The sequence below is a fragment of the Alteromonas gracilis genome (assembly GCF_043642145.1).
Taxonomy (GTDB): Bacteria; Pseudomonadota; Gammaproteobacteria; order Enterobacterales; family Alteromonadaceae; genus Alteromonas; species Alteromonas gracilis_B.
Map to the genome: position 1 here is coordinate 1 of NZ_JBHZRZ010000015.1, position 15,520 is coordinate 15,520.

General features: G+C 42.3%; 7 protein-coding genes. 1 reads left to right on the forward strand and 6 read right to left on the reverse strand.

Going from position 1 to position 15,520, the window contains the following annotated elements; translation table 11 throughout:
- The 5 genes from ACHUFN_RS18780 to ACHUFN_RS18800 all read right to left on the reverse strand — a co-directional run.
- Positions 1 to 3,647, reverse strand: a 3,647-nt coding sequence (locus tag ACHUFN_RS18780; RefSeq protein WP_394224268.1) for an Ig-like domain-containing protein, incomplete at its 3' end; no start/stop codon positions are given.
- Positions 3,648 to 3,787: 140 nt separating this feature from the next.
- On the reverse strand, positions 3,788 to 4,324 hold the full coding sequence (locus ACHUFN_RS18785; RefSeq protein WP_394224269.1) for a DUF3592 domain-containing protein: 537 nt from the start codon (positions 4,322 to 4,324) through the stop codon (positions 3,788 to 3,790).
- The gene (locus ACHUFN_RS18790; protein ID WP_394224270.1) at positions 4,321 to 5,481 is read right to left on the reverse strand and encodes a hypothetical protein; all 1,161 of its coding nucleotides are present in this window, start codon (positions 5,479 to 5,481) and stop codon (positions 4,321 to 4,323) included. Before ACHUFN_RS18790 ends, ACHUFN_RS18785 begins: the two co-directional genes overlap by 4 nt.
- A gap of 8 nt (positions 5,482 to 5,489) precedes the next feature.
- The gene (locus ACHUFN_RS18795; protein WP_394224271.1) at positions 5,490 to 9,011 is read right to left on the reverse strand and encodes a carboxypeptidase-like regulatory domain-containing protein; all 3,522 of its coding nucleotides are present in this window, start codon (positions 9,009 to 9,011) and stop codon (positions 5,490 to 5,492) included.
- Between the two features lie 93 nt (positions 9,012 to 9,104).
- Positions 9,105 to 9,761, reverse strand: a complete 657-nt coding sequence (locus tag ACHUFN_RS18800; protein ID WP_394224272.1) for a PEP-CTERM sorting domain-containing protein — start codon at positions 9,759 to 9,761, stop codon at positions 9,105 to 9,107.
- Between the two features lie 283 nt (positions 9,762 to 10,044).
- On the opposite strand from ACHUFN_RS18800, the gene ACHUFN_RS18805 reads away from it, so the two are divergent.
- Positions 10,045 to 13,392 carry a CRTAC1 family protein gene (locus tag ACHUFN_RS18805; RefSeq protein ID WP_394224273.1) on the forward strand — a complete coding sequence of 1,116 codons (3,348 nt, stop codon included), beginning with the start codon at positions 10,045 to 10,047 and terminating at the stop codon, positions 13,390 to 13,392.
- Here the strand turns inward: ACHUFN_RS18805 and ACHUFN_RS18810 are convergent.
- On the reverse strand, positions 13,370 to 15,388 hold the full coding sequence (locus ACHUFN_RS18810; protein ID WP_394224274.1) for a multiheme c-type cytochrome: 2,019 nt from the start codon (positions 15,386 to 15,388) through the stop codon (positions 13,370 to 13,372). The two genes, ACHUFN_RS18805 and ACHUFN_RS18810, sit on opposite strands and share 23 nt — an antisense overlap.
- Between the last annotated feature and the right edge of the window lie 132 nt (positions 15,389 to 15,520).

Below are 15,520 nucleotides of genomic sequence, written 5' to 3' on the forward strand. Positions count from 1 at the left end.
GTAAACGCCGCATTTAATGCCACATCCGTTGCACCATTTTTCGGGCTGTAACTTATCAATGAGCCGGTTTGTGTGTCAGTTTGAGTGCCTGTGGAGAAAGAAGTTGATAGTGCAGATTCAAGCAGATTACCACTAAGATCAGAAATACCGTCTACAACTAGGGTATAGACTGTCTCAGGCTCCAAGTTTAACTTAGGCTTTAAGGTTGCTGTGCGCAGGTCACTGCTATTGGTAAGGTCTACTGCAACAACTTCATCACCTTTAAAGAGTTTTATATTCTTAGTTGAATAGCTGTTTATCGCTTCATCAAACTTTATATTGAACTTGGCATTAACAGGTACAGATGTTTCTCCTTCATTAACACTGATACTATTGATCAGTGGAGCAACACCATCAGCATCAAACGCTGTAGTAAAATAGTAATTATGGTTAGACATGGAATTACCAAAGAGGTCTTTAATTCCACTTCTTAAATATATTCTGTGTTTCCTTCCTACAAGGAACGCCGCATTAGGGGTAAAAGTGATAGTTGTGCTATCGTCCTTAACATCTATTAACCCTTCGATACGTTCTCTTGTTGAGTTATCTTCGATATAGAAGCTATCATTGGTTACACTTTCCGGATCGATCCGTTCACTCATCACTACAGTTAATGCAATATTAACAGGAACATCTTTTGCGTTTTGAATTGGGTTAATATTGCTAACAGTCGGTCTAACTGTATCAACTGTATTTCCGGTTTCGAAATTAAACTTCTGTTCTTCTGCCAATGGGTTGCCCGCAGTGTCTTTTACAATACCGACAACAACCTCATGCAATGTGTAGTCTGCCATTAGTGCATCTGGCGTAAACAATACCTGCGTATCACCGCCAATTAACTTAACGTTACCCTGAACTGGTACACCACCGTCTCCGTATACACGAATAGAATTAGCGTCGATAGATTTACGCGATAGAGCCTCTGAAAAAGTTACGATAATAGCACTGTTTTCCGCGACCTCAGTTTGATCAGCTGTCGGCTCAGTTGCAATTATGGTAGGCGCAACAATATCGGGGTTTGCCGGGTCAGTGCCTGCTGCAACCTCATCACCGTCTTTTCTGCCATCGCCATCGGAATCCTGATTATTAGGGTTAATCCCACGCGCGACTTCTTCCCCGTCTGTCAGGTTATCCCCATCAGTGTCAGGGTTATTGGCATCCGTCATCCACGTACTAGCTTCTTCTTCATCACCGAGACCGTCACCGTCTTCATCATTTTGCACTTCAAGCGTAACGGTAACTGTTGTTGCACTATTAGAGCCCAGATCTGTAGCCACTGCTTTAACCGCAATATTTCCAACATCCTGAGGTACGGTGAATGGAACGGAGTATGGATAGGTTGTGTCTTGTGCAACGAGCAGATTATTGACATAAAAATCGACTTTGCCAACGGCAATGTCATCTTGTGCATCTGCAGTTAACGTTAACCTTGCACCTTCAACTGTAACGCCATCTGATGCAGGCTCAACGAGCGAGACCGTTGGAGATATTCCATTCGCATCATTTAGCTCTCTATATTGTGCGATAAACAGTTTCGTATCACCCGTCGCTTTGTAGTCTGAGCCCACAACAAATCTTTCTTCTGTAATAAAAGCATGGGTCGCGTTAAGCGCAATACCGGTACCTGCGTAATCACCTAAAGGAGAAAGGTTAATCGTATCCTGGAAGAAAGGCTCGTCAGGATTTTTAGTGTTCACATAGGCAACAACATTTGGGAATAATTGCTCAGCAAAGAAGGTAAAGCCATTTGTCACCGCAACATCGCGTGGAACAAAGGTCCTGTCTCCGCCCTTGAGCTCTAACATTCCAGCATCCGTAATCTTATAAATACGATAGCCAGTGCTGTATGCTGCAACATAAACATATTCATTACTAATTTCGACATCTTTAACTGTGCCGATATTGACAGAAGAAAGGTGTAAGGGCGCTGAAGGGTCTTCAATATCAAACAAAGATAAGGTTGTACCGCCCACTGCGACCATAAAGTTGTTTTCTACAGCAATCCCCTTTACATCAGTAAGGTGTTCAGTAGAACCAACTGCAAAAGGTTTGTTAGGATTCGCGACATTAAATATTTCGATTCCTGCAGAGCCATCAGCAACAAAAACGAAGTCACCTTTTACTGACAAGTCTTGTGCGATACCTGCAGTATCTGCTGTGGCAAGCAACGTAGGTTCGGTTACATCACTCACATCAACAACATGTAGCCCAGCTCCACCATCGGCAACAAATGCTAAGTCGCCTGCAACCTTAACGTCAATAGAGATGCCTTCGGTGTCCAATGCCCCGATTATCTCAGGATTAAAAGTATCTGCTGCATCCACAATTTGCAGTCCAGCGGCCCCAGCCGCAACAAATGCAAAGCTTTCTTTAAGATCGACGTTATTGGCGTAGCCAGGAATGGTTACTGTAGACTGAGCAACCGGGTCAAACTGAGTCACGGTCACATTAACAACAAAACTCTCATCACGGTTGGTCACCGTTATTCTAGTTTCACCCGATTGCCCTGCGAAAATCTCACCATCAGACGAGCCAAAATTGGCAATAGTAATATCATCTGTAGTATAGCGTGTGCCGCTAGATTGCTGTGTTAAATCTACAGAGGTGCCGTCAAGCATATAGCCCGTAACGGAAAGCTTGCCACTGGCTTCACCATCAATGGCATTATAAGTTAGGAATAAGTTCTCTGGGGATACCGTTATGAAATCAAGATAATCTGCTAAATCACCGCTTGATGAATCATTAGGATCTGAACCACCAGCTATTTCCAGCCCGTCAGAAATACCATCACCATCGGAATCAGCTAAAAGCGGATTGGTAATAATACCATTTGTTCCGCCAGTAAGTTCTTCCAAATCAGTAAGGCCATCACCATCTGTGTCGGCTTCAAAAATATTGGTACCCGCCTGATATTCCTCAAGCGCCGATAACCCATCGTTATCATGATCTTCTAACGCATCAATAGGGTCATTTGGATTAAGCCCAAGCGCACGTTCTGCATCATCCGGAATCCCGTCACCATCGAGATCACCGCCGATTTTGACCTCTACTCGACGGCTGGCTAGTACGCCGTCTTTCCGAGCACTGATTAGTGCAACACCGTTGGCTTTAGCTGTAACCAAACCATCTGGGCTAACAGTAGCAATATTCTCATTTGTACTAGAGTAGTTTGTACCTTTATCCCCTGCGGTTAAATCATCTACACTACTATCAGCAAAAAAGCCTGTGACAGTTAAAGGAAAGGTTTGTTCTGGATTGTTTAGAAGGAGCGTATCCGTTGTCGAGAAACTCAATGATACGGGGATAGGGTCCAATGTTTCAAATTTGATATCACCAACTTTTGTAATACCGTTACGTAACACATTAAAGTAATCACTTTGTCCAGAGACGGTGCGACCATCTTCCAATGTACAGGTCGCTCTCGCACGAATCTGTCCCATATTGGAAGGCACATTAGGTAACGCCCACCCACCATCTTCACTAACTTGGATAGTTCGGTTGAGTATATTAATTACGCACTTGTCGTCTAGCGTGACGGCTTGAGCTCCCGTTACTGCCAAAGGCAGAAAAAAGATTGTACTTAGTAGACGATAAGACCTAATTTTCATTTTATTTCCCTATTTAACCCTAGCACTGACTGCTCCTTTAGTGCTGGAGAACAAAAATCTTTTAACCGCAACTTTTAGAGCAACTTGTGGAAAGCCCTAACTTAAAAACACACAAAACTGCTCACTTATACTCAAAACAATTATTTGTCATATTTCATCTTGAAAACTAAAACATGAACTAGATAAAGAAAAACTACCCAAGAAATAAGGAAGCCAACAAGCAACATCGACATATGTTCCCAAATAATACTTTTGATAAAAATGGATTCTGACGAGTTATTCGGGTTTATGTATATTTCTATTGGTTCAGAAGTTACAAATTTTCTCTTTAGCTCATGCCCTATTTCAAGCATAAAGCCGTCGTCGTATGTTTCAGACCAAGTTACTTTGCTTCCGATATATTCTTTATCTCTGAATGTATACTTGTACTGAATGCGAGGCGTATATAGCGTATATTGACTTCGATTATCTCTCGTAGTTGTTGTAATCATTTCATCAATATATACATTTGTTAGCATCGCTTCATTGGGTAGCCAATTTATGGAAGAAATTGGGCCAGCTACTCCTTGAAATACTTTTATTGAGAATACGATTACAAATATTAGAGCTATTAAAGCGACAAAAAAGACACCCAATCTGGCTTTTCTGAGTTGTATACGGCTAACTTCTATAGTCATAGAAGCGCTCTATTTAATTTATTTGCTACAATATTGTTATAGAAGAACAGATATCCGTCTTCCCAATTCGAACCGTAAATCAACCTATTGGATTTTTTTGTCTCATCTATAGCAAAAGAAACAGCTTGAATTGGCTGAACACTGTTATCACTGATAAAAGGGCGAAAAATTACGAATCTGGTTGAATCACTATCTACATAACCTAGTAATTCTACTGATTGCCACTTATTCACTCGCGCTAAAAATGCATTTGAAGAAAAGATTATGCTTTGCACCATACCACCGCGATTCTCATTCATCATAACGCCATTTCCTTGTGGCTTAGCAGTGATTGACTTGACAAACTCTTCAACTGCAGCCTGATTTTCAGAGTCTACTTGATTGGACTCGTTTAAGAATTGACAAAAAGCAATCGTCTCTAAAGATTTGTAAATTGAGCAATCTTTTTTCCTGGAAACAGTCTGAGTTCCTTTGAATCGTTGCATTGCAAACTTAAAGTTAAATTCCTTCTTCTTACCTTGGTATAGTCCGCCCTCTGGATGTGAAACCGAGAATTCAATAGGCTTACTCTTGAATTTCAACTTGTCAGTCAGATCACCATTTAGACGTTTGGATTCTAAGTACGTCATCTTACTTAAATTCAGTAAGTCCGAAGCCTGAGAGTTGTCAGCGATAGCAAAAACCATGTAACACCTGATCTCACAAACAACCCGCTCCTGCCAGCTCATTGACTTGTTTTTTGCGTTGAAGAGCTTTACACCGAATACAGTAAAACTGTCCCACTGCTGTATGGAAGTAATTTGCACTCTGTTTAGTGTGGAATATTTTGTGAGGTTCAACTTATTTGTCGTTATCGCATTTTCAAACTTAGCTCTGCTGCCATCTTTATTTGTATAAAGTCTCGCTACCTGCTTTATTTTCTGCTCTTTCAACAGCCAATAGTAGTGAGATAGTAGATTCTGAGCGCTATCAAATCTTGCTTTACTTGACAGCTCCAGTTCAAAGCCCTTTCGCGTGGCTTCAATGTGTTGTGAGGCTGCAAACATCGACTCACCTTTGTGTGAGATAATGCTCCATTCTTTTCGTTCTGCGGCAATAGTTTGCTGTCCAAACGTAAAACCAAAAATTAAAAAAAGTACTAACTGCTTTATCTTCATTTTCATTCCTACAAGCAACTTCCGCCGTTTCCATCTGACACTTTAATTGGTTCTGGTTTATAATTGTACTCGAAATCGAAAAACAGGAACTTCACTTTTGCGCTTCCCTCAGCAAATAGCTCAACCGGTTTTATTTGCCATGCACATGACTTTGGCCCGGTGCAACTGTTCGAAGATGAGCTCACATTAGCCTCTACTTTAGCTCCACCCTTTATAGTTCCTGAAACCCCTTCTTCAACAGACCAGCAGTGATTATTGCTAGGCTTTTTCCTCGCTTCTCGACTATAGAAACTACAATGATATAACTCGTGATCAAAATCCCACTTTTGCATTGCAGCTTGTAGCAAACCATTCGCAGCGATTTCCCCACCTACAGCAACTTGAGCAGCAAATTCGTGACAGTTTTCATCATCTGGACATCCCAGTTTTTCTGTATACTCATACTTAGGTGAAGTGGCTCCCGTTACAGTCCCTCTCAACTCTGCATTAGCACCCACAATAAAACGCTCATCTCTATTGAAATAATGTTCGTATGACGGAAAAGGAAGTCTAGGCGTTGCAGCAGACGCAGTGGCTTTTATTTCTACGTCAACTGAATATTTATTTTGTATGACAGGCTCAGTCGTGACGCACGCGGTACAACAGGCTTCACCTTGCTCCATTGAACCTCCGCCAGTCACGTCAAGTGATAATGTGAATGGAGATACTTTTCGAAGCTTTTCTGAGCCACGATTTAGTACCGTTAAGAAATTTGTTATTTCGCCTGGAATTCCAACCTTGATAACTTCTTTATCTTTGCTCGCTTCACAGTGATTGCCACAAGAACCATCTTTACATGTATAACAGGCTGTATTCGTACCCGGTGTCCCACACGCTTTATCTTCTTTGCTTTCATCAGGTACTTTCTCACCATCAGAACACATAGCACATTTTTTATCTTCTTCTTTGATATCTCCATCATCAGGGACATCAAAAATTGGATTTTCCCCATCGCACCCTGGCTTTTTACAATCGTATTTCACATCTGCATTAACAGGAATATCGCTCGGATCTGGTTTGAAGCCCTTACACAACTGTGTTTTACAATCTTCTGGCGTCTGATTGGAAAGAGGTTTGTTATCCTGTGCTGGGTCTCTCACACATGAACTTCCTTGACACTTCTGACACTCTGGACAATTGTGAGCTGTGCCTGAACCGCCTGGTTGTGATCCACAGTGCCAGCCTGCTTTCACAACTCCCACACCAGGGTTAGATGAAACAACTGAACCATCTTCCGAAACTGTACCCAAGCCAATCGCTACGAATTCTTCCAAGTCGTGATCAAAAGAATACATTTCAACCTGTGCTCCTGGCGCATGCCCATCTACATTTGGTAGCGTTAATTTCGCAGCAGGAGAGAATGTCGCACCAACTGGCTGGATTGTTACGATAAATTGAGGTTGCATACCATTGGGCGGCGCCATTGGTACTTTTGAGGCGTTTACAGATGTAACTGAAACAATCCCTTCGCGCGAACCGTCTGGGAATGTCACTGAATCTTTTGCGATTTCCAGTTTAAATCCTGGGAAGTTATCAAGGGTAAGTACTACGTCTTCTTTACCCGCATAAACACCGTTATCTGTGTCTAGTTTGACCATGTAGACAGGGCCAGCAAGAGGGTTGTCCACACCTGACACGGTTACAACATGATAGCTTAATGTCGGGTACTCACCAAAAGCAGTCGTGGTCGAGCCATCAACGATTAAATGAACCGGTCCAACTGGCGCTTGAGTAATCGTGAACTGGCCTTGTTGATCAGTAAAGGCGGTTCTGTCTGTACCTTCTATACGAACCGTTACACCCGGTAAAGGCGTGTCCTGATTGTCCAGCACAACACCACTCACACTAGTGATTCCAGCGTCTGCTGGTACAAATGCTGTCGCAGAGAAACCCGCAAGTAAATCCATGCTCTCAGGGGAATCAATCAATACAGCTTCAACACGTTGGGCATCTATACCGGTGAGCGGGCCTAAAGTAAGTTGCGCCGACGCACGACCATCGCTGTCGGTCGAGGTTTCATAGCTGCTTTCTTCATTTTGAAAAACACCGTCGCCTTTAATCACATCAAATCGAACACGTGCTCCTTGCACTACATTGGCACCACTGTCTGTTACTGCAACAACAAACGGAGCTGGTAAGGTTTGTCCTACAACACCACGCTGATTATTACCTGAGTTTACGCTGATTTTGTCGCCTGTAACGCTGGTTGCTGACGCAGGGAAAATAACCTCGTTTTCAACGCCCACGACTTTAGCGCGAACCTTATGGTTAGCGACACCTGTGCGGTAGCCAACCTGAAATTCAGTGCGCGCCATACCTTCAGCGTCAGTCGTCGCAATGATAGCTCGACCGGATGTTTCTGGCGTGCTACCAACAATTCCCGCACCTTGCGTTACCCTGAAAACAACAGTTTCACCTGCGATTGGCGCATCAGAGCCATCAACCAATTTTACAATTAGTTGTTCAGGTAGTTTATTGCCGATTTGTGCAGTCTGGTTTTGGCCACTTACCAATACCAAGCGTTTTTCTGTTACGATTTTATAGACAACATTTTGGGATATAGATGCGCTGTTGCCGGATTCATCAATAGCGGTAACCGTAATAACATTTTCGCCCTCGTTTAACGGCACATCCGTTGCGGCATAGCTACGGTTAGACACGGTCGCTTTAATACCATTAACTTCAACCGATGCCTGCTCTTCGGAAACGGTGCCGCGAACAATATCATTAACTAGGCCAGTAACAGTAATTTTTTCACTATAAACTTCTTGTGCTTCCGTATGAGATTCGATTGTTACGTAAGGAGGGGTTAAGTCGAGTGATACTGAAATAGAATCGGTTATTTGCTCACCACTTGCATTGGTGGCTCGTGCTACGACGGTATTAAATCCTTCGCTTAGTTCAACATCGGCACTAAATTGTTTGCCATCATGAGCAATTACGGCACCATTTAATGTTAATTCCGCATTTTCCTGATTAATAGTACCCGTAACAGTTACTGGCGAGCTTCCAAAAGTGGATAACGTAGTAGGTGTTAGAATATCCACTTCCAGTGCAACTGGTTCCAGTGGTACCTGAACATAGGCAAAGCCCCTGATATCGAAACTACTGCGACCACCAACAATAGTGATGGGACCAACCGTCAGGCTTTGACCGACTGCCAAAACCTGATCTTCCGGAAGTGCTACAACATAGTCCAGTTCGCCTAACTTACCGTCAGCATTGCCTACCGTTATAGTAGCTGGCGTAAGCGATTCGATAACAAAGCGGATCGGGCCGTTTATCGGTTCATCACCATTGTTTGTGATTTGCGCAGTAACGGTAGCATCAGGTGAGCGCCTACTACGTATTGGGCTATTCCAGCTTACTTCTATTTTTGTATCTTTTACCCAACCATCTGAAGTCGTTTGCGCAGATACCTTACCTACGTTCACGAGTAAAGCAGCAACCGAACAAGCAAATATGAAAAGTAGTGACTTAACCGTGTTCAAACTTTTATCTCCCTGATAACTCGATCTTTTAAAAGAACGAGCGTCTTCCTTAAGAAGGGCCTAATTAGCCCCTATAATAAATTTGTTTTTTGTTTACGCCGACTTGCGACAGCGAGCTAACAGCGTGAGACCAACGAGAAACATGATGAAGGACTCGGGCTCCGGCACAGACACTGGGGTGTTATTGAAAGTAAAAAAGACATTGTCGACTGAGTAAGAACGATTAAACCCATCATCTTCATCGGCAAGTTCAAATGAAATGGCAATTTCTCTGCCTAACCAATCACTCATATCAAATAAGAAGGTTTCAGCTACGTTCCCAAGTGCAGGAATTTCAAACGCAGCGTCAAAGGTGACGTCGGCCGCATCATAAATTGCCAAAAACAGCGTATCACTGAAAGCAGAGCCGCCTAGCTCTGTTGGATCGAGAAGCGTACTTACTAGCGCTGCATCGACACTTAACATTGACACATTAGAAGCAACCATGATTGGAGAATCAAATAGGAAACTTCCATCATCGCCTTGTGTTAAGACGGCTGCAAACGGGTCAAAACTATCACCTGATGACAAGATAGCCTGACCGCCATTCTCTGTCACTGAACCAGTGAAACTCCCATCATTCCAGCCATTTAATCCTGATGAGAAATCACCATTATTAATTAGGGTCGCGCGTGCTACCGTGCTAAACGATAGAAGTTGCACAAGACAAAAAAGCACCATAAAGGCTTTAGTTACTTTACTACTTTTCATAAAACCGCATCCTTTCTATTATTATTTTTTCCCGTACAAACTACGACCAGCCTACACGAACACAGTTGTAAGTCATCAACCTTACAATCAAGTGCAAACCGCTGAAGTATAAGCCAAGTTTTAAAGAGTGTATATTTTTCATACCATTTTGAAAATGCTACAACTTTTACTTTTTCAAGTAAAGAATATTTTGTTCTTGTTGCAATTGTGTGAACAGAATAAACTTTCTCAAGAAGCATCTTCGCGTTAATGTACCGCCGTTTATCGAAAAACAAGGATTGTTGTGAAAAAAGCTCTGTCGAATAACAAAGTATTAACTACCTTTGGGCTAGCCAGTGTTGTCTGTTTGTCACTATATCTTATTGTTGTTTTTACTTTTTCAACATCCTCCAAGTCGTTAATTCCTAACAACTTTCAAACTGAACACACACCTGTACAGTTTGTAGAATCAGCCTTTGTAAAGGGTATCGTGTTCAAACATATTCATCGCACCGAAAAGCTATCAGGTATCAAAGATGCTTTGGGATCGGGTGTATGTGTAATAGATTTCAATCAAGATGGGTATGAAGACTTATTTATTGTAGGTGGCGAAGGCGTTACTCGTCGATATGGAAAAAAACATTGGTGGAACAACCCGACAGGTTCCAAGCTTTATCAGAATATCGCCGGACAGTATTTTACCGACGTCACCACATTAGCAGGTGAAGCACATTTACCTGGTGGATATGGCTGTGCTGTTGGCGATTTGAATGACGACGGATACCCAGAGCTAGCTTATGGAAAAACTAATGAACTGCTCCTGCTCACCAACCAAAATGGCATAACTTTTAGTCGGTCCACTATAGGTGAGATACCTAAACCTTACTGGCCGCTATCTATCACTATTTGGGATCACAATCAGGATGGCAAACAGGATATTCTCGTCGCAAACTTTTTAGATTATGAGAATGACATAAAGATAGGGAACCAGGAATACGGTTATGAAACCGATTCCCAATTTGATGCTAAAAATTACAATGGATTAAGAAATGCAATTTTGCTGAATAAGGGCGTCCAAACCAGCACATCCACTCCTCTATTCGAGACTCTACAACTATCAAGCTATGACCGAACTTTAAGTATCATCCCAAAACGAATGCTTACAGAAAATAAGTCTGCTTCAGCTGGCTACTATATTGCAAACGGCTCAGGTTCAAATTCAGACTTCATTGGTTTTGGCGACAACCAGTCAAGTGACCTTTTTACCAAACTGTTGAGTTTTAAGAAGTCCCCTAACGTTCAACTCAGTTCTATAAAGGTTGAAGACAAAACTGCATTGTTGTTCATCCCCTTTGGAGGGGGAAGCACTCAATTGCATTTTGTAGGAGAAAAAGTAAATAAGGACAGAGCTTGGCAATTATTTGCAACATCCGATAAGGACGCTTCAGTGCAAACTTGGGGGGCAATTGTTGAAGATTTAAATAATGATGGCAGTGATGACTTTATCATAGCAAAGGGCAACGCAGCTCCCCATATTGACACCCCTTATTTGCCTGTAGGAAATATAAATTCTGGAAGACTTCAAGTAGCCAATGGACAATTTGAGCCAACTTTGTTTTCCCAGTTTCCCACACTTAAACGTTCCTCCAGAGGGATTGCGTCTGCTGATTTTGACAACGATGGAAAACTTGATTATGTCGTAAACAATAACAATGGCGTGCTGTCACTGTATATGAATCACACTGACAACAACAATAATTGGATATCTTTCAACTGCCAGCCAATAAACCTCTGTAATCTAGTAGAATTTACGTTAAATGCTGAGTCAAACACGCAGTTAGCAACCAAAACCTTGGTTAAGCCTCAGCCCTTTCTGTCTTCAAGCCAACGTAGGGTACATTTCGGTCTAGGTCAATTTGATTCTGACGTATCGCTTAATGTGACAGGACCTGATAACAAATATATTTTTGAAAACTTAGCATTGAACAACGTTTATCAGTTGAATTTGACACTAGGTAAAATCGACCTTATCTCAAAAAAAACAAAGAGGCATACTGACTCAATTGAGGCCAGTCATTACAATTTGTTTGCGTATATAGATTTACCGTTGAATGAACTTATTCCCGCTTTATCGCAAACAATTGAGCCGTCGCTTAGCTCACTGCTGACATTTGCCAGACAATTAAACCATGATAAATTTGTAACCGTGAAAACTTCGCAGGCGAGGAGCCAGGAAGTCGTCACACTAATCAGTTGGTTATTCAACCAAATGCAGCGATTTCCGCCATCGCAGCAGCGTGCTGAACTCTATACCATGCTTATTGAGTTAATCAGCAAAACCGAAAGTGATTTGTTTGTCGAGCACTTGGATTACTTGATTCGTTCACTGCCAGAAACTCAATTTTGCCAACTAACAGATACCCTTAATTACTGGTTCTGGGAAGAAGAGGTGGCTCCCTTAAATAAGCCAGTACTTAAGTCTCAGTTGTTGCACCGCGCACTTAAAACGCCCTCTGAATCTGAGACCATTTGTGCACTTCACGCTTTGAGCGCAAGCGAAGACCCAACAATAGGCGCTTCGCTCATGTCATTTCTTCATCGGGAGCAACAGAATCAACACGCATCAAGCGCCCTGATTGCATCCGTCGTTAGAACGATTGGCTTTTTAAAGTACCGAAAAGCACTAGCCCCATTAACGCAGATCTGTTCCAACGTTTTCGAACCAGTACTTAAAGCCGAATGCGTAGTGACGTTGACCAAACTTAACGTAGAACGTGACAGGATAAAAACTATTGTTGAGCGGACTGAAAATGATGAGTTGGTATTCAGGCTTCATACTGACAGACTTACTTTACAAAACGTTTTTGGATCCCCTACGAGGACGGAATCAACCCCAGCTAAAATCTCCTGGGTCAACACCTATCTTAATTCGACACTGTTTAGCCATTTTTCCATTGCGCACACTATCGATATTCTCTCAGCAACAACAGAGCAGGATAAATTGAGAGCGATAAGTCAACTTAATCGGTTGCGCTCAGAAAAGGATATTGAACGTATTGCCTTAAAAATGAACCAACTCGGCCTGTCCCTGCCTGAAGATTACTCACGGTTACTACTGAAGCATTATCCTGACCAATCTTGGTTTATCCCTTTTTTAACTTCGCAAAGTTTAAAGTCCTTTTTCGAAAACCAAGATTTAAACCAGTACTCCCTAGCATTTCAATCAGCTTTATCGAAGGAATGTCGTATTCGCGCTTCTTTAACAGCGTATTGTGAGCATCGCTTTGAGCCAGACATGAAGCGCCTCAGAAGTGCTTTTAGTTCTATCTTGGAAGACAACCCTATGGCACTTAGTTACCTAATGCAATCCGACTCAAAAGTTAAAAAACGTGTAGTGATAAATCAATTGGCGCGTGCCGCGCGAGATACATCCAAAGAAGGATTAACAGGACAAAGCCCCCAGTTGACCAGAATTTTTGAGTTTTTGTATCTCCAACACAGTTACACTAATGTTTCTAATAATCAGGAAAATATTATTTGGGTTGATAGCTTTATCCGTTACGCGCAAACTAAAGGTTATGTACTTGATTCGCAGTGGCTCCAGCATTATGTGCTTACATTAAAAAAAGCTACTGACTCGCTGGCGCTTTGAGCACTTGGACGCTGACACTGTCTCGTGCAATATCTATAATTGGGTTGGTATCAACTGATTGTTTTAGGTTAACCCAATCTAAATACTTCTGGTTTAGTTTGCGAAACTTGAGTGTGGCTGAAATGGTAAGTGGTGATGTGGCCCAGTCTGGCACTGTGAGACCAAATTCTACGACGTCAGTAGAACCCGCAGGGATCACATTTACATAACTACGCCCAACCATATTGAACAAGTCGTGACGCCATACTTCTTTACCTTGTCTGTCGATTGCAATCTCTTTGTAAACAACCGTGTCTGCCCCTAGAGACCCGTCTGCTTGCAACTGACCACTGGAGGTGACAAGACGTTGTTGTCCGTCATATACCTTAAAGTCAATCCAAGCTTCATTTAAGTCTATGGTACCTCCGGGAAAACTATGCCCAACACCTTGATTCGTCAATAACACTTTGATTTTTTTGTGTTCTCCCCGATACATCGCAACCGGATATTTATGCTGATTTCTCAATTCAGCTTTAAGATACAGTGCGCTTTGTTTGGCCTGCTCATCTTCGGGAGGCTCAATCGATAACTGAATTTTGTCTTGTTGCAGGAACTCTTTAGTCATTTCAAATAATGTTTCATTGTCGAAATGTTTCGCCAACATCACGTTGGCACCGACAAAGTAGTGAGAACGTACTTTTCCTGCGCCATCGGCTGCGATGTCGTCAGCCTTTATCATCGGCATGTGGCAGTCCTGGCATTGTTTGTTTTGTGGATGGGAAAATCTCGGTTCCTTAGGCGAATTAAACTTACTGTTTGACCAAGCTAGAAATTCGTCCTGCATTTTTACCCAGCCCCAATTATTCATGGATTTATCCATAAACTGAGTATGACATGAACTGCAAAATTGCGAATCTTGTAGCAACGGAGATAAAAGATCCTTCGCATGACGCTGTGGAACCAACTTGAGCGCCTGTTGATGTAAAAAATTAAGAGGCCAAACATCCACGTTGGCAAACAGATACGATTCTCTGGGGGAAAAATGATAACTTGCCACCCCTTCTGAACCAGTTAAGTGATTCACACCATGACATGACATGCAGCTGATCCCTTCTTTGTTTGCAACAGTGTTGGGCTTACCTCCATGGCTGCCACCCGGTGTTAACTGTCCGGTTAACAAAGCCACTGGTGCGTGACACCCCTCACAATATCTGGTTGCTGCAATGCCCTTAGATTCCGTCAGCAAATTCACATTTCGCACGTAAGTGGGGTCATCCGCCGCATGCCTGTGCGTAGAAGACATCCATTGTTCACCTATCCCTTTATGACATTCAATACATTTTGCAGATTCTGCAATATGCCTTCGTTGTATAAAAGTACCACTTTCGGTCATAGTTAGGCTGGGTAAGAAAGGACCGTCACCATAAGCATAAAGGTAATCGTCCACCGTATTATTTGGGTAGTTATTTTGAATTAGGTAGTTGCCAGCCAATAGGGTAATGGTGATAGCACACATTGCCCCTACTCCAACTAAAATAGGTCTGATTATTTTATTAGAAAGCGTAACAAACCCGGACGGAACGCTTGAACGTCTGTTTCTCGGAAAAGTTACGTAATGCCATATTACATGCACCACTAATAGGAGAAGCGTTAGTATTGCACACAGTATGTGACTGTCGAGCAACCAGGCTTGTTTTTTTAATACTCCGGTAAAACTGATCAGGACACCGGTTAATGCGAGATAGCAGGTTGCAAGAAATAAAATAACGCCAAGAATGATTGAGCCAGTGCGTCGAAAACCCACCGTTCGTTTAAAATGTTTATAGGAGTAAAAGAAGAAAATGGCGCCAAATACATAACCCACAAACAGGTGCACAAGGGCTAGTGCCTGACGAAGCCCCCCCCAATTAAGGTTCAGCGCATAAGAAGAAAAACCACTAACAACGAGAATTAAGAAGAGGGCGATAAAGCCATGTAATAGAGAAATTTCCTGTTTGTGTTTTTCTTGTATTCCCATTACGGCACGTCCGTGTTACTTCTTGCCTTGTTTATTGACTTTGGAAATATATCAAGGGGAGTTTAGAACAGCCAGCTTTAATTAATTTTATAGTTATGGCAACTTGAAGTCTGTAAATGGACAACAATAACA

Coding starts and splice junctions, on each gene's coding strand:
- ACHUFN_RS18785 (WP_394224269.1), bottom strand. CDS start 4,324: ATGACTATAGAAGTTAGCCGTATACAACTCAGAAAAGCCAGATTGGGT.
- ACHUFN_RS18790 (WP_394224270.1), bottom strand. CDS start 5,481: ATGAAGATAAAGCAGTTAGTACTTTTTTTAATTTTTGGTTTTACGTTT.
- ACHUFN_RS18800 (WP_394224272.1), bottom strand. CDS start 9,761: ATGAAAAGTAGTAAAGTAACTAAAGCCTTTATGGTGCTTTTTTGTCTT.
- ACHUFN_RS18810 (WP_394224274.1), bottom strand. CDS start 15,388: ATGGGAATACAAGAAAAACACAAACAGGAAATTTCTCTATTACATGGC.